Raw genomic sequence first — 16,138 nt, 5'->3', positions numbered from 1 at the left:
TCGCTGCGATTCCTTCCTGAACCTCACAGGCTGCCGTCGTGGAGTGGGCCCGGTGAGATGCTGTGACACCTGGCCCGTGAGTTGAGCGGGTGTGAACGAAGCTGGCGAGGCTGCACGGGTCCCGTGGCTGTCCAGGCCGCCAGCCTGCTGCCGGCTCGCTCGCGCGCGAGTAGTTCCACTCGCCCGAACCGGCTGGCGGTCTTGCTCACCACGCCGACCCGCACCGCGGTCTCGTCCGGTAACCGATCCGCGACGGCGCGGCTCCCGCCGGTGGCCACGACCACACCGCGGCGGGCCGAAATGGCGCAGGCTCCGTCGGGCGTCATCACGACCGCGCCCACCACCATGCCGTCATCGAAGACCAGGCGCTCGAGGCTGCTGTCCTCTCGGAAATCGATACCCCGGCTACGCGCCTCCGCAGACAACCAATGGTCCAGGGACCATCCGTCGCCGAAGACGCCGGGTTCGACGGAGCCCACCACCGCCGCCTCGAGTTTTTCGCCGCTCGTCGAGCGCATGGTGGTCATGTTGCGGCCGGTCACGTGACTGTAGAGGACGGCGTGCGATGCGGTGACGCAATCAGCGGCCCAGTTCCCCAGGCGCGCGCCGACAAACGGCTCGATCATCGCGCGGCGACGGTTGCAGCCAAGGCTCGGGGGCACCGGATCGGTGACGAACCGTACAGGCAGGTCGGGTCCTGCCATGTCGGGCATCTCCGTGCCCGCTACTTCGATGACGGCGTCCAGGTACGCATTCGTCTCGCTGTCCGCCATTTCAATGCCGAGGCGCCGATGGGACCTCTGGTCACGGGGCGCCGACTGCGCCGCAAACACCGTCTGACCGCCGTCGACCGCGACTATCGCGGCCGCCAGCGCCCCGGCGCCCGACCCGACCGAGACAAGATCGACCTCGTGATCCCATTGCATGGTTGCTGACTCCCAACATTTTTCGAGGAGCGTGAGAACTGACTTGATTCCATACAGCGCGCCCTGCGCCCTGGCCGAGAGCGCACCTCGCTTCACGTTTTGTTTGGTGAAGTATCGAGCGCATGGCCCCGCTTTGCCCTATCGCGAGCGACAAACCAAAGGCCTGCATGGGGCGGTACTTTACATACCTTTCGGACGGAATGCACCGAATCGGGTGACTTGAAGTATTACCGCGTGGTTACCGCTGCGGAGCGACTTGACGGGCGCCGGACGGGGGAGAACGCCTGTGTTCAACCCTCAGCCCGCCCGGGCGGCGCCGACCGATTCGGGCGCGTGGCCGCAGATACCCCCTCGACCCTGCCCGAAGCCTGGCAGAATTGGGCGGCGAAGCGTCCTTCGGCGAACGGCGTTACCCGCCCGAAGCGTGTACCCAGATTCCGAGGTCCCAGCGTGACCGGCACCAGCGACACATCGGCAGACTCCACGCAGCAACAAATTCTGCGCGCGGCCTGCCATCAGTTCGCCCACCGGTCATACGGCCAAGTCAGCCTCGATGACATCCTGGCCGACGCCAGGGTGACCAAGGGCGCGATGTATTTCCACTTCCGGTCCAAGCACTCGTTGGCGCTGGCAATCATCGAGCTTCAAACCCAGGTGACGCGCTCGGCGGTGAACGACTTGTTGGCCCGGAAGCTTTCGGGCCTGGAATCGCTGGTCGATATTTCCTATCTGATTGCCGTGCAGGATGTCAGCCAGGACCTGTCGCGAGCGGGGTTGCATCTGCTCGAGTCCATCGGCCACACCGACGGGTTACGGGCCAACTTGCTGCGTGACTGGATCAAGGCGTTTGCGGTGGTCGTCCAGCGCGCCATCGCCGACGGCGACGTGATGGAAAGGTGCGACCCCGTGGACGTCAGCCAGATGCTGGTTGCGTTGTACGCGGGAATCCGCCAAATCGGCAACCTGGACGATCCCGACGAGTATCTCGACGACCTGGAGAAGTCCTGGCTGCTGACGCTGCCGGGCTTTGCGGCTCCGGAGCGCATCGGCTATCTGACGAAGTTCATCAAGCGTCGCACCGTGCTTGCGAAGGCTAAGGCCGGGACCGCCGGCGCCGCTGTTACTGTGAACCACGCCTGACGACGCCCACGCTGCCGCAGCGCGTCAGCCGAGAACCGGAGGTGCGTTAGCGATGGTGCGCCAAGCCCGGTCGGAGGCCACCAGGCACAAGATCATCAACGCGGCGGTCGAGCTGTTCAGCGACGTCGGTTACTCCGAAACCGGATTGGGCGAGATCATCGAACGCGCGCAGATGACCAAGGGCGCGCTCTACTACCACTTCGATTCCAAGGAAAGTCTGGCCGCCGCGATCATCGAGGATGGCGGTGCGGCGGTGCTCGATGCGTTCGGCGAAATCGACCACTCTGCCGCACCGGCATTGGAGACGATGATTCACGGGAGCTTCGTCGTCGCTGAGCTCATGTTGGCCGATAGCGCCGCCGGGACAGCCATGCAACTCGGCCGCGCTTTGGCTGGCTTCAATCACGCGGCCAACCGTGCGTATGACGGTTGGTCGAGCGTCATGGCGGCCACGGCTCGGCGCGCGAAAGCCGAGGGCGACCTTCGCGGGGACCTCGACGCGGACGCCGTCGCAGAGTGCGTGACGAGCGCGATATTAGGGGCCGAGCTGCTGTCCACGGCGGCATCGGATGGTGACGACCTGATGAGGCGGCTGACCACAGCATGGGAGATTCTGCTTCCCGCCATCGCCGCCGACAGCGGGTTGCCGTACTTCCGCGAGTTCCTGCACCGCGAGTCGCTACGTTATCTGCAACCCACGCTGACCATCGAGTAGTGCCGCCTAGAGCTCGTCAACCCACAGTTGCTCGGTCAAATCCTGGAACGTCGCCAGCGCGACCGGGTCGTCGCCACGCAGCAGTGCGGACTTGCTCATCTTGGCCCGCACGGTCGAGCCGTCCATGTGCAGCAATTCGACGATGAGGTCGGCGTGGGCGCGCACGGCCGATACCGCCGATTCGTCGAGCGGCAGGGTCTGAAAAATCTGCTCGAACTTCAGGCAGACTACTGTTTCTTGGTCGTAGCCCAGCATCTCAGCAAATGCAAGATTCGCGAAGAGGATCGTGCCGTCGTGCGCGATCGCCACGACCGGAACCGGTATGCGCTCGAGAACCACGAGCGCAGGCAACTCCTGCAGAACAGTCATCGGCGATTGGCCCGCCTGCCGGTCTCGTCGCCGCTCCACGTTGACATTATTGCGGCTTCTTTTGACAGCCGCCATCACATTCGGCAACATTCGATCCCCGCCACTACGGCGGCCCCTGTCGCCCGCACCCCGCCGCAGCAACGGCCAACGTTGTGTTAGCAACCGCACAGAAGGGGGCAGAATAGCGCCCTTACCTCCACATTTTAACGGACCGGGGCAGGTCAGCAATTTTGTTCGGTAAATCAGATTTAATTCCACCAATTTCGGCGCGAGACGCGCGGCGCACCTCGGCCTGGCAGGGCAATCCCTGCCGGCCGGTTGGCTCCTGCGGTCCGGTTCCCGCGCTGTCGACCCGCGCGCGGCGTGGGCCTCGGGCACCGTGCGCTCGAAGTCGTCATCGCTAATAGTCACTGGTCGGGGTTTGTCGCGATCAGGTCGATGTGCCGTAGATGTCGAGGAGCTGAAACCTGGTCGCGTCGAGCCGCTGCCCGAGAACCGACGTCACACGCTTGAGCAGCTCGTATCCGAGCTCGTGATCCCCTTCGCATTTGTCGCGCAGGCACTTGCCGTCCAGCACAACCGCTCGGGTCGTCTCCGCCGCACGGGCGTCGAACCGCCAGTTGTACGGGGGTATGAGCCACGACCATCCCAGAATGTCGCCGCCCCGCAGCGTCTGAATGGTCAGGCTGCCGCGGCCGGGAGCGGAGACCTCGAGTGAGACCTTCCCTTCGCGAATCAGATAGAAGTGGTTCGCTTCCTCGCCTTCGCGAAATATGAGCTCACCGGCGTTGAAGCGCAGGTTTGAGGCGCACCCGACTGCCAGTGCGAGATAGCGCGGGTCCAACCCTGCGAAGAATGGATGCTTGGCCAGAACGCCTTCGAGCGTCCTCATCGGATGGCCCCTTCCGTTCCCGTCTCGTGTCGTGTTGTCAGGCTTTCCAGTAGTGCCCGCTTGGGCAGACAACCGTCGCCACTGGACCGGCCCACGAGATGACGCCAAATCCACGGCAACAGGAAGCACTGCGTCCACCGTAGCTGCGCGTACGCCCGCGACCCGAACGACGGCTGGCCGGCGCCGGGGCTGGCGTGCGCCCAGTCGTGGTTGCTGAACGGCAGACCGAGAGCTTCGGCAGCCGCGGATGCGAAGAGGACATGACCCTTGGTCGAGCCGTGCATGCGGTCGGCGCTCCACGTGTCCGGCTCCTTCATCGATGCCGCGCTGTAGAGGTCGACGAGCCTGAACCCATGGCGGTCGCAGGCGGTCCGGATCACTCGGTTGATGCGCAGTATTCGCGGCGCGAACAGCCCGCCCACCGGCAAGATGTCTGCGACGTCGGGAAAAGTGGTGGTGACCACGGTTGCGCCGGATTGGGCGAGTCGCGCGTAGATGCCTTCGAGATCGGCCAGAGTACGGTTGAAAGATCGTCCGGGGCGTGTGACGTCGTTCATGCCCACACAGACGGTGACCAGATCCGGCTGCAGCGACAACGCGCGCGGCAGTTGGTCGGTGAGCACGTCGCCCACCCTTCTGCCGCGAACCGCCAGGTTGGCGTACTTCAGCCCGGGGTAGTGCGAGTCGATCAGGGCAGCGAGCCGGTCAGCGAACCCGACAAGCCCGACGCCGTCGTCACCGTCCCACAGCCCTTCGGTCTGGCTGTCACCGATCGCAACGTATCGCGAGTATCCGATGTCAGACATGATCGGACTCTAGACATGGAGCCGGGCGCTCAGCCGTGCGCATCGCTCAGCAGCGCTGCTAGCAGCGGGATCTGTTGTGCATCGACCTCGGGCGCTGGGAGGACGGCTCCCACTATCGCGGCGCCGTCGAATGTGTTCGTCAGGGTCGCCGCCAGGGCGGCGAGGGTTTTCTCCGGCATGTTCTCGGCGCCGGGCAACGCACGTGCAGCGTCGTAGATCTTCGCGCTGTATTCGGTGAGGACCCGTTGCAGTGTGGTCCTGAGCTTTTCGTCGGTGCGGGCGGCGATCATCAGTTCGTACATCACGGCGTTCGTGGAGTTGCGCGTGGTGTCGCGCAGGATCGTCAGGATCTCCTCGAGCGCCGGCCTGTCGGCCGGTATCTCTGCTACGCGTTTCGTGAATTCATTGAGCTGACGGCGCAGCACTTCGTGTGCCGTGGCCGCCATGAAATCGCCCATGGTGTCGAAGTGCCGAAACAATGCGCCAACCGAGACCTGCGCGCGCTTGGTGATCACGGCAGCCGACGCACGGGCATAGCCCACCTCGACGATTGTGGCGATGCTGGCGTCGAGCAGGCGTGCGACCGTTTCGTCCCGGCGTTGTTGCTGCGTTCTGGCCATCTCAGACGCCGGCACCGGTGCAGCGCCGCTCACCGGCCCGCAGGAACCGACCCGACTTCGCCGACGTTGCATAGCCCTCGCGGAATTGGCCGTTGCGGTAGACCACGGTGCCGTTGACGCCGGTCGCGACCACCGCCACGTCATTGCGATTGACCATTCGACTCAAGCCGCCGTAGAAGGGCACCTCTTCCTCGTGGTAGCTGTCCACCGATTCGTCGAGACCAGCGGGATCGATCACGACGAAGTCGGCACGATCGCCCTTGCGCAACGTGCCGGCGTCGAGACCGAACCAGTCCGCCACCTCGGCGGTCAGACGGTAGACCGCTCGCTGGATGGTGAGGAACGGATCTCCAGCGCGCTCGGCGTCCAGCGTGCGCTTGAGCAGGCGCAGCGAGAAGTTGTAGAAGGCCATGTTGCGCAGGTGCGCGCCGGCGTCGGAGAAGCCCATGTGGATCGTCGGCTCGGCGGCCAGCTTGTTCAGCTGCGTGGGCCGGTGGTTGGCGACGGTGGTCGTCCAGCGGACGTTGCGTTCGCCGTTGTCGACGAGCACGTCGAGGAACGCGTCGAGCGGGTGCAGCCCGCGCCCGTCGGCGATCTCGCCGAAGCTCTTGCCAATCAAGCTTTTGTCGGGACAGTCGACGATCACTGCGTCATGAAAGTCCCGGTGCCACAATGTCGGTCCGAGCTTGATGCGGTCGAACTCGCGGCGGAACCGGCGCCGGTATCCGGTGTCGGCCAGCAACGTGTTGCGCTCCAGTTGATCCCGCAGGTGTAGGGCGGCGGTCCCCGCGCCGAATTCCTCGAAGACGGGCAGATCGATTCCGTCGGAATACAACTCGAACGGCACCGGCAGATGCTGGAACCGGACGCTCGCGCCCAGTAAGGCGTTGAGCAGGCGGGTGCCGGGCCCGAACACCCGCGCCGCGGCCGGGTTCGACTTAGCGTCCGCCGACACCAGCAGGCTCATCCGCAAGTCCTTGCGGCGCCCGAGCATCCGGCTGCTCGAGAGGAAGAAGAGCAGCGCCGACACCGGATTGTTGACATCTGGCGCGCTCTGCAGGATGCGGCCCCGCTTGCGCAGCACCTTGATCAGCCTGCGCCGCTCGCGCCATGTCGCGAATGTGGAGGGCAGCGCACGTGACCGGTACCGGTCGCCGTCGAGTTTGTCGATCGCCGCATCCATCCCCGACATGCCGAGAAGTCCGGCCTCGAGCGCGTCGTCGAGCATCTCGGCCATGCGGTCGAGTTCGGCGTCGGTCGGCCTGACGGTGTCGTCGGTGGCGCGGTCCAGTCCCAGTACCGAGGTCCGCAGGTCCGAATGGCCAAGCAGCGAGCCGACGTTCGGCCCGAGCGGCAGGTCGTCGAGCGCCTTGACATACTCCGCAGGAGTCGACCACGTCTTCTTGGCGTCCAACGCTTCCTTTACGTACTTCCGGGGAACGGCCTCGACACGGCTGAAAAGGTCGGCGGCGTCCTCGGAGTCGGCATAGATGGCCGACAGCGAGCAGTTGCCCAGCAGCACCGTGGTCACGCCATGGCGCACCGACTCACGCAACCCGGGATCGAGGAGTACCTCGGCGTCGTAGTGCGTATGGACATCGATGAAGCCCGGCACGACCCACTTACCCGTGGCGTCGATCACGTCGGGGCAGCCGGTCGCGTCGAGCGGCTCGACGGACACCGCACACACAACACCGCCGCGAATCCCCAGTGTGCGAAGCTGCGGGGCGGTGCCGGTTCCGTCGAACCACAACCCGTTGCGAATGATCACGTCATACATGGCGCTTCAAATCCTTCCGTCCCGGGCACCCTAACAAAGATAGTGAGTACTCGCAATCTATCTTCACCGAGACCGCACGCCAGGGCCGCGTGCACCCGCTGCGGCAGCGACCCGCCGTGCGCCAGCCAGTCATCGAGCGCGATCCGGACGGAGGCCATTGCCAGCGCGCCGAGTAACCGTGGTCGGGGATCATCGGACTGCAGGTCGGTGAACCGCGGCGGCGAGCAGATCTGCGATGGCCGCCTCGTAGCGAACGTAGATCTGCAGGGTCCACGCGTTCAGCGCGGGCGAGGAGCGCGTCCCAATTGAGATCATGTCTCACATGGAGTCGGATTACACCGTGACACCCACCGTCGGCCACGGGACGGCCCCCCTGGCACAGGAAGCCTGGACGCAGGTCCAGCGGATGCTTTCCGACGTCACCCGCATCGTCTGTGAGGACGCCGAGAGGGAGTCGGAGCTGCTCGAGGGGCTGCGGGTCGTCGCCAGGGTGTCTTCTCTGTGCGCGCAGCTGTCCGTGGAGGCCGATCCGGACCTGCCGCGGTTTTTCGACATGTGTTCACCCACCCGCATGGTCGGTGGCCCGAACCCGGACGGAAACTACTACCTGGCGATGATCCGCGGCGACCGCCGCTACCGGGTGACCGGCACCCGTGGCACGGCGGCATACCTGGGCCTGCAGGTCCTGGCCGCAACGGGGCTCACGCCCCGCCGGATGGCCGCATATGTCAGCGACACCGACCTGCGACTGCGCGACGGGAAATTCGCGTTGGTGCTCTCGGCAGAGGAGCCGGCACCTGACGAGCTCGACGGAGCGCAGTGGGTCGCCGTGCCCGGCGACGCGTCGTCGATCGTGGTCCGCGAGTACATCGGCGACCCCACCGCCGAGCAACCTGCCACGCTGGGCATCGAGGTGCTCGACGCTCCCCCGCCGGGCCCGGTCACCGACGCCGAACTGGCCGGGCAGTTCACCGCGATGGCGTGGACCCTCTACAAGCTTGTCACTCTGCACCGCACCATCCGGCCCGAACTGCTGACCACGCCCAACACGCTGCTGACCGCGGAGGCCGCCGCGTTGGGCGCAGCCGACACCACACCCGACAACTTGTACATGATCGGGACGTTCCGCCTCGATCCCAATCAGGCACTGGTGCTCGAATTCACCCCGCCCGACACCCGCTATTGGAACGTGACCCTGGAGAACATTTGGCACGAGTGTCTCGAACCGAGTCGCAGGCACAGCTCGGCGACCAACCGAAACGTCTCTGCTGAGCCTGACGGAAGGGTTCGAATCGCCATCTCCGCCAGGGACTTCGGATTCGGGCACTGGCTCGACACCGGCGGTCGTCACCGCGGGTTCGTTGTCATCCGCTGGCTGGACAATCCCGCGGCCCCCGACGTCGCGGTGTCGGTCCGCGAAGGAGAAACACGATGATGCTCAGCGAGCGCTTCGATCCCGACCGCCTTGTCGAGAAGGCGTGCGAGGCCGCCGACAGCGATGACTTCGGCGGCGACGATGGCTGGCGCGACGGGTTGGCCCGCCTCACCGACGGGCTCGTGGGTGAGGCGCGCTTGTCCCCGCTGGGCGTCGAGATCGCCGACGCCGACATCATGCGGGCCTTGATCAATCGGCTGCACATCGTGGCATGGCGGGCCGCCCACCCGGACGTGGCCGCCGAGCAGATCGACCAACCGATATTCATCGTCGGGCAGCCCCGCACCGGCACCACGATCCTCTACGATTTGCTGGCCCAGGATCGCCAGCTGCGTCCGCCGCTGACCTGGGAGGTCGATGCGCCACATCCGCCACCTCGTGTGGAGAGCTATCACGATGATCCGCGGATCGCCCAGACGCAGGCCGGCATCGAGTTGTCGGAGCAGATCGTTCCGGGCTTCCTTGCTTTCCACCCGATGGGTGCGCTGGTCGGCCAGGAGTGTGTGCGGATCTTCGCCGGCCAGTTCTGCAGCATGATCTTCTCGGTTCAGTACCGGCTTCCGACGTACTACCGCTGGCTGCTCCACGAGGCCGACCACGCCGCGGCCTACCGTTTCCATCGGGTCTTCCTGCAGCACCTGCAGTCCGGGGTGCCCGGGCAGTGGCTGCTCAAGTCGCCCGCCCATCTTTGGCAGCTCGACACCCTGGCCCGGGAGTATCCGGATGCCGTCATCATCCAGACCCACCGCGATCCGCTCAAGGTGATCTCGTCGATCAGCGCGCTGACCAACCACCTGCGCAGGATGGGCTCCGATGAGACGACGGTCGCCGAGTGCGCGGCGCAGTCGTATGAAGAGGTCGTCCACGGGCTGCACAAGGAGATGGCGCTGCGCGACAGCGGCGCGCTGTCGGCCGACCGGATCACCGATGTTCGCTACAGCGACTTCGTTCGCGACCCGTACACGACGATCAAGGCGATCTATGAGCGGCTCGGGCGCGAACTGCGTCCAGAGACCGAGCAGAGGATGCGTGACTTCTTGGCCGCCCATCCCGGCGACGGCGGAGGCAGCCGCTACACGTGGGCCGACACCGGGCTGGACGCCGACGAGGTCCGCGAGCGGGTGCGCGGTTATCAGGACCGTTACGCGGTCCCTACCGAGGTTCTCAAGTAGCCGCCCGCTGAATCGTCCTCACGTCGGGTCGTCGGCCTGCCACGGGACGGTTGCCGACACCCAGTGGGAGATCGGCTCAGCCTGATCGTTGCGATGGAGGTGTCGCGGCGGCTGCGCGAATGTTGCGTAGGGGCGAGCGCGGATGACAACTCGGTCCTCCTCCGCCGCCATCGCCTCGACGTAGGGGCGGGCTTCTTCTCCGGGCTGCTGGCCCGACATCCGCCCGGCCACCGCCTAGGCGAAGGGCCAGCGCTCTGTCGCGGTCGGTGGGAGCCGTGAATGGCTCCGGTGCGAGTGGAAGCAACCTCGTTTCAGTGCTGGTGCTGCGTCGGCTTGGCGGCGCTGTCGACGGTCTTCGCGAGCTTGACGAGATCCGGCCCGACCTTCGCTGTCGAACCGTTGCATGTGCGCAAGACGCTCAACTTCGGGCCGGGTGTCGGCAGCGACGCCGGCCGGGTGGCGGTTGGCGCGTAGCTGGGCGACTCGGCCGGCGTTAACGGAGTCAACGGGACGGACTCGAGGTCGGCTGCGCCGTCATGCGCCGACTGGTTGAAGGTGATTGCCGTGGGCCCGCCCCAGCCCGGTATCGGCCAGAACTGTTCCGGGGTGTCCAGGGATTCGTAGTCGCAGCTGCCGGCGGACGGGCAGGGGCCGAACGGGACGAGGTAATACTGCTCCATGTGAGCCAGGTAAACGGGTAGAGCGCCGGGATCCGGCTCGCCCGTGCCGCCCATGATCAGCACTGTCGACGCGGCCCTGGTAGTCGGGGGGTGACGAGTGTGACGCACCCCAGCAGCGCCATCGCAGCGGTGACTACCAGCCACAACCGTTTTTTCATGGGCGTTATCTCCTGGCTCTAACGGGGGATTATGTACCTCCGCCAGCCACGCGATGACGGTTTGCTTCTTGTAGATGCGCCTACTGTGAAACCACGGCGAAATTTCGCGCCCGGGCGATTTCGCAGTACCTTCACGCTCGGCGCCACCGGTCGTGATTTTTCGACGTCGCTGCTAGATTCCGACGCCGGACCTTCATCGATGAAAGGGGCCCGCCATGGTGAACTCCAGCGGACTGTTGCTCAATCCCGACACCTATGACCCGGTGCAGTTCGACCCCGAGACGAGGCGCCAACTCCGGGCGGTGATCGACTGGTTCGAGGGGCGTGGCAAGGCGAAGCTGCTACAGGACGATCTCGACGGGGCATGGGTGTCGGACTTCCTTGATTTCATCAAGCGGGAGCGAATCTTCGCCACCTTCCTCACGCCATCGGATTATGGCGACGGCGACCCGAACAAGCGTTGGGATACCACGCGAAACGCCGCGCTGAGCGAGATCCTCGGGTTCTACGGGCTGGCGTATTGGTACGCCGAGCAGGTCACGATCCTCGGCCTTGGGCCGATCTGGCAGAGCGACAACATCAAAGCCAAGGAGCGCGCGGCCGGGCAACTGGAGGCAGGCGACGTGATGGCGTTCGGGCTCTCCGAACGCGAGCACGGCGCGGACATCTACAACACCGACATGCTCCTGACGCCCACGGACGAGGAGGGCATCGTTTTCCGCGCGTCGGGCGAGAAGTACTACATCGGCAACGGCAACGTGGCAGGCATGGTTTCGGTGTTCTCGCGCCGTAAGGACGTGGAGGGCGCCGACGGTTATGTGTGGTTTGTCGCCGACAGCGGTCACGAGAATTACGAGCTGATCGACAACGTCGTGCACGGCCAGATGTATGTGAGCAACTTCCGGCTCAACGATTACCCGGTGCACGAGGAGGACATCCTGTGCACCGGGCCGGACGCGTTCTCGGTCGCGCTCAACACCGTCAATGTCGGCAAGTTCAATCTGTGCAGCGGCTCGATCGGGATGTGCGAGCATGCGTTCTACGAGGCGATCGCGCACGCGAACAACCGCATTCTCTACGGCAACCCGGTCACCGATTTCCCGCACGTGCGCGCGAGTTTCGTCGAGGCGTACACCCGCCTGGTCGCGATGAAACTGTTCAGCGACCGGGCGATCGACTACTTCCGCAGCGCGAGCCGAGACGACCGTCGGTACCTGCTGTTCAATCCGGTGACGAAGTCCAAGGTCACCTCCGAAGGCGAAACGCTGGTCACGCTGCTACGGGATGTCCTCGCCGCCAAAGGCTTCGAGAAGAACACCTACTTCTGCGAGGTCGCGCGGCTGATCGGTGCCTTGCCCAGGCTGGAGGGCACCGTGCACGTCAACGTCGCGCAGATCCTGAAATTCATGCCGAACTACCTGTTCAACCCTGCCGACTACCCCGAGGTCGGCACGCGCGACGACCCGGCAGACGACGTGTTCTTCTGGGCGCAGGGTCCGGCTCGGGGCGCATCCAAGGTGCAGTTCGCGGACTGGACCGCCGTCTACGAGAAATCTCTGGACGTACCGAACGTGGCCCGCTTCTATGAGCAGGCCAGGGCGTTGAAGGAGCTGCTGACCACGGCTGCGCCAGACGCTGACCAAGGGCGCGACCTCGACTTCCTCCTCGTCGCCGGGCACCTGTTCACACTTGTGGTCTATGGCCAATTGATTCTCGAGCAGGCCCGTCTGATCGACCTGGATCGTGACCTGATAGACCAGATCTTCGCCATCCAGATTCGCGACTTCTCCGCCCATGCGATCGCGTTGCATGGCAAGCCGAGTTCCACTTCGGCACAACAGGAATGGGCTCTATCGGCCGTGCGCAAACCGGTCACGGATGCGCCCCGCTTCGACCGGGTTTGGGAGCAGGTGAAGGCCTACGACGGCGCCTATCAGATGCGTCCGTAGCCACGCCTGCCCGGCCGCCCCCGCTGAGGCGCCGCACGTCGGAAGTGAAAGGCCGAAGCTGTAGTCATGACGACGACCCTGATTACTGGAGCGAACAAAGGACTCGGCTTCGAGACCGCCCGACGACTCGTCGCGGCCGGCCACACCGTCTACATCGGTAGCCGCGATCGCGAACGCGGACACCGCGCCGCCGAACAGCTGGGCGCGCGAGCTGTACTCATCGATGTCACCGATGATTCGTCGGTCGCGGCCCGGCCAAGACGGTCGACGGCGACGGCGGCCTCGACGTGTTGATCAACAACGCCGGCATCGAAATTCGCGCGGCGGACGATACGGTGATCGGGGCCGCGGACGTGACCGCTGACACGATTCCGGGAGGTCTTCGAAACCAACGTCTTCGGCGTGGTCAGGGTGACCCACGCGTTTCTGCCGCTACTCCAACGCTCCCCCGCGCCGGTAGTGGTCAACGTCAGCAGCGGCCTCGCCTCCCTGACGCGAGCCGCATCAACCGACGGACCCGGCCACCTCTACCCGGCTGTCGCCTATCCGGCCTCCAAGACGGCGGTCAACATGATCACCGTGCAGTACGCCAGGGCATTCCCGAACATGCGGATCAACGCCGTCGAACCTGGTTACACCGCAACCGATCTCAACGGCCGCAGGGGGACCCAAACCGTCGAGGACGGCGCCGAGATCATCGTCCGGATGGCGCAGGTGGCCCAGGACGGTCCCACAGGGGGCTCTTTCGATGTGTCCGGGCCACTGCCCTGGTAGTGCGCGACGATAGATGCGGTCCGTCTTACGCAGCGACTGGAAGGAGACATTCTCGATGTCCACCTGGCTCGTCACCGGCTGCTCGACCGGACTCGGCCGTGCCCTGGCCGAAGCTGTCATCGGCGCCGCCCACAACGCTGTGGTCACCGCACGCGACCTCACGAGCGTCGCCGACCTGGCCGACGCCGCGCCCGAGCGTGTGTTCGCCGTCGCCCTTGACGTCACCAAGCCCGAGCAGGTCGCCTCCGGTGTGCAGCAGGCCCAAGAGCGGTTCGGCAGCGTCGACGTCCTGGTCAACAATGCCGGTTACGGTTACCGCGCCGCCGTCGAGGAAGGTGACGACGCCGACGTCCGCACCCTGTTCGAGACGCATTTCTTCGGCACCGTCGCGATGATCAAGGCCGTCCTACCTGGCATGCGGGCACGCCGCAGCGGCGCCATCGTGAACATCTCCTCGATCAGCGCTCAGCTGACGCCGATGGGATCCGGCTACTACTCCGCAGCGAAAGCTGCCATCGAAGGCATGAGTGGAGCCCTCCGCAGCGAGCTCGCCCCTCTGGGCATCTCGGTCACAGTCGTTGAGCCCGGCGCATTCCGCACCGACTTCGCCGGACGCTCGCTCACCCAGTCGGCCACGGTCATCGACGACTATGCGGCCACCGCCGGGAAGCGGCGCAAAGAGCACGACACCATGCACGGCAACCAGCCCGGCGACCCCGCCAAGGCCGGCGCCGCAATCATCGCGGCCGTCGAATCAAGCGAGCCCCCCGGATTCCTGCTCCTCGGAGCCGACGCCCTCGCCGCCTATCGCTACATCGCGAACGCGCGTGCGGACGAGATCGCGAAATGGGAACAGCTCAGCACCAGCACTAACTTCGACTCCTGACATTGCGCATCCGCAACTGTTGCGCCTGTTGAAGCAGGGCACCCCTCGACTGAGCGCGCCAGCGGGACTGCGCCTGCCGCGCCCGAGTTCTGCCGGCTGTCACAGTGGCCTTATGAAATAGTTGCAGTCAGCTATGGTCCTTGGGTCTCGGTCATGCCTGGCCGCGGGCGGCCCCCCGGGATGGCTGTCCGCAACGCCGCGGAGGTGGGTGAGCCGGTGGATGCGATCACCGACGCGTTGTTGACCGCATCGCGGTTGCTGGTCGCGATCTCGGCCCGCTCTATCGCCTTGGTCGATGAGAGGATTACCATTCCGCAGTTCCGGACCTTGGTGATCCTGTCCAATCGCGGCCCGGTCAATCTGGCCACGCTGGCCGGTTTGCTGGATGTGCAACCTTCGATGACCGGCCGGATGGTTGACCGGCTCGTCAGCACCGGGTTGATCGACCGGCACCCGCACCCGAACTCCCGCCGCGAGCTGGTGGCCGAGCTGACCGTGCACGGGCGGAAGGTGGTGCAGCAGGTTACCGCGCACCGGCGCAGCGAGATCGCCCGGATCGTCGAGAAGACGCCCACGCGGGAGCGTAGCGGGCTGGTACGTGCGCTGACGGCGTTCACTACCGCCGCTGGTGAACCCGCCGCACCGCTTGACGTGGAATTCTAGGTCAGCTCGTGAACGCCGACATTTCGCGGCTGTCGTTGATCCACGGCCGGCTGGCCGATCAGGCGCACCCGATGATCGCGAACCCGTTCCGGTCGGGCGAGCGGATCGGCAAGCTCCTCTCGACCCAAAGGGGAGCCAAGGGGATTCGAACCCCGTCGGTTACCTGCGGAAATGGCCCTCCCGGCGAGGACTTGCGAGCCGCGGCCGCGACCGGATCGTCGAACCGCATTCCCCGAACAAATTCCCTACCGTGCCGTCGCCGCAACATTTTTGGGGGTTTACGTGTTGGCATGACCTACCCGCCCCTACGCTGTCGGCATGAGGCGCCTGTCGAGCGTCGATGCGGCGTTCTGGTTCGCTGAGACGCACGCCTGGCACATGCACGGCGCCGGGCTGACGATCTGCGATCCTTCCGATGCGCCGGGTTTCTGCTTCCGTGCGGTCAAAGACATTCTCGCCTCTCGCCTCCCGGAGATGCCGGTGCTGCGCTACCGCGTGGCAGGCGCCCCGCTGGGGCTCGACAGGCCATGGTTCGTCGAGGACGCCAAGCTCGACATGGACTATCACATCCGGCAGATCGCGCTCCCCGAGCCCGGTGGGCGTCGCGAGCTCGAGGACCTGGTCGGCCGTCTCATGTCCTACCCGCTCGACCGGGACAGACCGCTCTGGGAGATATGGTTCATCGAGGGCCTGGAGCATGGCCGTGTCGCGACCCTGACGAAGATGCACCACGCCCTTGTCGACGGCGTATCTGGCGCCAGTTTGACCGAGCTCCTGCTCGACATCAGCCCCCGACCGCGTCCACCGGCCGTCGAGGGCAGCCCACAATTGACGCGAGGCCGAATTCCGCGATTCGAGCTGCGGGCGCTCGGCGGGCTCTTCAACGTGGGGGTCAGGACACCGTACCGCCTCTTGCGAATCGCTCAACAAACGCTGTCTCAGCAGTTGGCCGTGCGCGGGCTGGGCAACAAACCGCCCCGATTCTTCGAGGCACCGATGACGCGCTTCAATGCCGCAATCTCGACGCAGCGGCGAATCAGCAGCAGCAGAGTGCCACTAGATCGGGTGAAGGCGGTCAAGTGCGCCTTCGGCGTGAAGCTCAACGACGTCGTGCTCGCGCTCGTCTCCGGGGCGATGCGCCGTTACCTGCTGGACCGGGGCGAGCTCCCCGAC

Annotated in this window: 15 protein-coding genes and 4 pseudogenes; 10 read left to right on the top strand and 9 right to left on the bottom strand. The window is 65.4% G+C overall.

The window, feature by feature from the left end:
- Positions 1-23: 23 nt before the first annotated feature.
- Positions 24-926 carry an FAD-binding protein gene (locus tag VKG81_RS09045; RefSeq protein ID WP_324395583.1) on the bottom strand — a complete coding sequence of 301 codons (903 nt, stop codon included), beginning with the start codon at positions 924-926 and terminating at the stop codon, positions 24-26.
- A 450-nt stretch (positions 927-1,376) separates the two neighbouring features.
- Between VKG81_RS09045 and VKG81_RS09040 the strand changes: the two genes are divergently transcribed.
- Both VKG81_RS09040 and VKG81_RS09035 read left to right on the top strand, forming a co-directional pair.
- A complete protein-coding gene (locus VKG81_RS09040; protein ID WP_324395602.1) occupies positions 1,377-2,066 on the top strand; it encodes a TetR/AcrR family transcriptional regulator in 690 nt (229 codons plus the stop codon).
- A gap of 52 nt (positions 2,067-2,118) precedes the next feature.
- Positions 2,119-2,781 carry a ScbR family autoregulator-binding transcription factor gene (locus VKG81_RS09035; RefSeq protein WP_324395582.1) on the top strand — a complete coding sequence of 221 codons (663 nt, stop codon included), beginning with the start codon at positions 2,119-2,121 and terminating at the stop codon, positions 2,779-2,781.
- A gap of 6 nt (positions 2,782-2,787) precedes the next feature.
- Here VKG81_RS09035 and VKG81_RS09030 read toward each other — a convergent pair whose 3' ends face one another.
- The 6 genes and pseudogenes from VKG81_RS09030 to VKG81_RS09005 form a co-directional block, all read right to left on the bottom strand.
- Positions 2,788-3,189 carry a PAS domain-containing protein gene (locus VKG81_RS09030; protein ID WP_324395601.1) on the bottom strand — a complete coding sequence of 134 codons (402 nt, stop codon included), beginning with the start codon at positions 3,187-3,189 and terminating at the stop codon, positions 2,788-2,790.
- 391 nt (positions 3,190-3,580) lie between these two features.
- The gene (locus VKG81_RS09025) at positions 3,581-4,042 is read right to left on the bottom strand and encodes a cyclic nucleotide-binding domain-containing protein (protein WP_324395581.1); all 462 of its coding nucleotides are present in this window, start codon (positions 4,040-4,042) and stop codon (positions 3,581-3,583) included.
- Positions 4,039-4,848, bottom strand: a complete 810-nt coding sequence (locus VKG81_RS09020; protein WP_324395580.1) for an SGNH/GDSL hydrolase family protein — start codon at positions 4,846-4,848, stop codon at positions 4,039-4,041. Before VKG81_RS09020 ends, VKG81_RS09025 begins: the two co-directional genes overlap by 4 nt.
- A gap of 29 nt (positions 4,849-4,877) precedes the next feature.
- The gene (locus tag VKG81_RS09015) at positions 4,878-5,468 is read right to left on the bottom strand and encodes a TetR/AcrR family transcriptional regulator (protein WP_324395579.1); all 591 of its coding nucleotides are present in this window, start codon (positions 5,466-5,468) and stop codon (positions 4,878-4,880) included.
- A gap of 1 nt (position 5,469) precedes the next feature.
- Positions 5,470-7,248, bottom strand: a complete 1,779-nt coding sequence (locus tag VKG81_RS09010) for an amidohydrolase family protein (protein WP_324395578.1) — start codon at positions 7,246-7,248, stop codon at positions 5,470-5,472.
- A pseudogene (locus VKG81_RS09005) lies at positions 7,236-7,548 on the bottom strand (hypothetical protein); the annotation flags it as partial. The gene VKG81_RS09010 and the pseudogene VKG81_RS09005, both read right to left, overlap by 13 nt.
- Positions 7,549-7,570: 22 nt before the next feature.
- Between VKG81_RS09005 and VKG81_RS09000 the strand changes: the two are divergent.
- Positions 7,571-8,683: a DUF1214 domain-containing protein gene (locus tag VKG81_RS09000; protein ID WP_414685206.1), complete on the top strand. Its 1,113-nt coding sequence runs from the start codon at positions 7,571-7,573 to the stop codon at positions 8,681-8,683.
- Complete coding sequence (locus VKG81_RS08995; protein WP_324395577.1) at positions 8,680-9,855, top strand: sulfotransferase; 1,176 nt, start codon at positions 8,680-8,682, stop codon at positions 9,853-9,855. Before VKG81_RS09000 ends, VKG81_RS08995 begins: the two co-directional genes overlap by 4 nt.
- 18 nt (positions 9,856-9,873) lie before the next feature.
- Here VKG81_RS08995 and VKG81_RS08990 read toward each other — a convergent pair.
- Both VKG81_RS08990 and VKG81_RS08985 read right to left on the bottom strand, forming a co-directional pair.
- Positions 9,874-10,089: pseudogene (locus tag VKG81_RS08990) on the bottom strand (pyridoxamine 5'-phosphate oxidase); the annotation flags it as partial.
- 77 nt (positions 10,090-10,166) lie between these two features.
- Complete coding sequence (locus VKG81_RS08985; RefSeq protein WP_324395576.1) at positions 10,167-10,589, bottom strand: hypothetical protein; 423 nt, start codon at positions 10,587-10,589, stop codon at positions 10,167-10,169.
- A 319-nt stretch (positions 10,590-10,908) separates the two neighbouring features.
- On the opposite strand from VKG81_RS08985, the gene VKG81_RS08980 reads away from it, so the two are divergent.
- The 6 genes and pseudogenes from VKG81_RS08980 to VKG81_RS08955 all read left to right on the top strand — a co-directional run.
- Positions 10,909-12,642, top strand: a complete 1,734-nt coding sequence (locus VKG81_RS08980) for an acyl-CoA dehydrogenase family protein (protein ID WP_324395575.1) — start codon at positions 10,909-10,911, stop codon at positions 12,640-12,642.
- Positions 12,643-12,708: 66 nt separating this feature from the next.
- Positions 12,709-13,416: pseudogene (locus VKG81_RS08975) on the top strand (SDR family NAD(P)-dependent oxidoreductase).
- Between the two features lie 55 nt (positions 13,417-13,471).
- Entirely contained in the window at positions 13,472-14,302 is an 831-nt protein-coding gene (locus tag VKG81_RS08970) for an oxidoreductase (RefSeq protein WP_324395574.1), read from the top strand.
- Between the two features lie 180 nt (positions 14,303-14,482).
- Positions 14,483-14,965: a MarR family winged helix-turn-helix transcriptional regulator gene (locus VKG81_RS08965; RefSeq protein ID WP_324395599.1), complete on the top strand. Its 483-nt coding sequence runs from the start codon at positions 14,483-14,485 to the stop codon at positions 14,963-14,965.
- Positions 14,966-15,012: 47 nt separating this feature from the next.
- Positions 15,013-15,090 (top strand): annotated as a pseudogene (locus VKG81_RS08960) (hypothetical protein); the annotation flags it as partial.
- 193 nt (positions 15,091-15,283) lie between these two features.
- The coding region (locus VKG81_RS08955) for a wax ester/triacylglycerol synthase domain-containing protein (RefSeq protein WP_324395573.1) at positions 15,284-16,138 on the top strand (855 nt) is incomplete at its 3' end.

Source organism: Mycobacterium sp., from assembly GCF_035314905.1.
Lineage (GTDB): Bacteria > Actinomycetota > Actinomycetes > Mycobacteriales > Mycobacteriaceae > Mycobacterium.
Note: the sequence above shows the minus strand (reverse complement) of the source record. Positions and strands in the feature narration are given on the sequence as shown.

What these genes read in the sequence shown, in the direction of transcription:
- VKG81_RS09045 (WP_324395583.1), bottom strand. Translation starts at nt 926, where the DNA reads ATGCAATGGGATCACGAGGTCGATCTTGTCTCGGTCGGGTCGGGCGCC.
- VKG81_RS09035 (WP_324395582.1), top strand. Translation starts at nt 2,119, where the DNA reads ATGGTGCGCCAAGCCCGGTCGGAGGCCACCAGGCACAAGATCATCAAC.
- VKG81_RS09025 (WP_324395581.1), bottom strand. Translation starts at nt 4,042, where the DNA reads ATGAGGACGCTCGAAGGCGTTCTGGCCAAGCATCCATTCTTCGCAGGG.
- VKG81_RS09020 (WP_324395580.1), bottom strand. Translation starts at nt 4,848, where the DNA reads ATGTCTGACATCGGATACTCGCGATACGTTGCGATCGGTGACAGCCAG.
- VKG81_RS09015 (WP_324395579.1), bottom strand. Translation starts at nt 5,468, where the DNA reads ATGGCCAGAACGCAGCAACAACGCCGGGACGAAACGGTCGCACGCCTG.
- VKG81_RS09010 (WP_324395578.1), bottom strand. Translation starts at nt 7,248, where the DNA reads ATGTATGACGTGATCATTCGCAACGGGTTGTGGTTCGACGGAACCGGC.
- VKG81_RS09000 (WP_414685206.1), top strand. Translation starts at nt 7,571, where the DNA reads ATGGAGTCGGATTACACCGTGACACCCACCGTCGGCCACGGGACGGCC.
- VKG81_RS08995 (WP_324395577.1), top strand. Translation starts at nt 8,680, where the DNA reads ATGATGCTCAGCGAGCGCTTCGATCCCGACCGCCTTGTCGAGAAGGCG.
- VKG81_RS08985 (WP_324395576.1), bottom strand. Translation starts at nt 10,589, where the DNA reads ATGGGCGGCACGGGCGAGCCGGATCCCGGCGCTCTACCCGTTTACCTG.
- VKG81_RS08980 (WP_324395575.1), top strand. Translation starts at nt 10,909, where the DNA reads ATGGTGAACTCCAGCGGACTGTTGCTCAATCCCGACACCTATGACCCG.
- VKG81_RS08970 (WP_324395574.1), top strand. Translation starts at nt 13,472, where the DNA reads ATGTCCACCTGGCTCGTCACCGGCTGCTCGACCGGACTCGGCCGTGCC.
- VKG81_RS08965 (WP_324395599.1), top strand. Translation starts at nt 14,483, where the DNA reads ATGGCTGTCCGCAACGCCGCGGAGGTGGGTGAGCCGGTGGATGCGATC.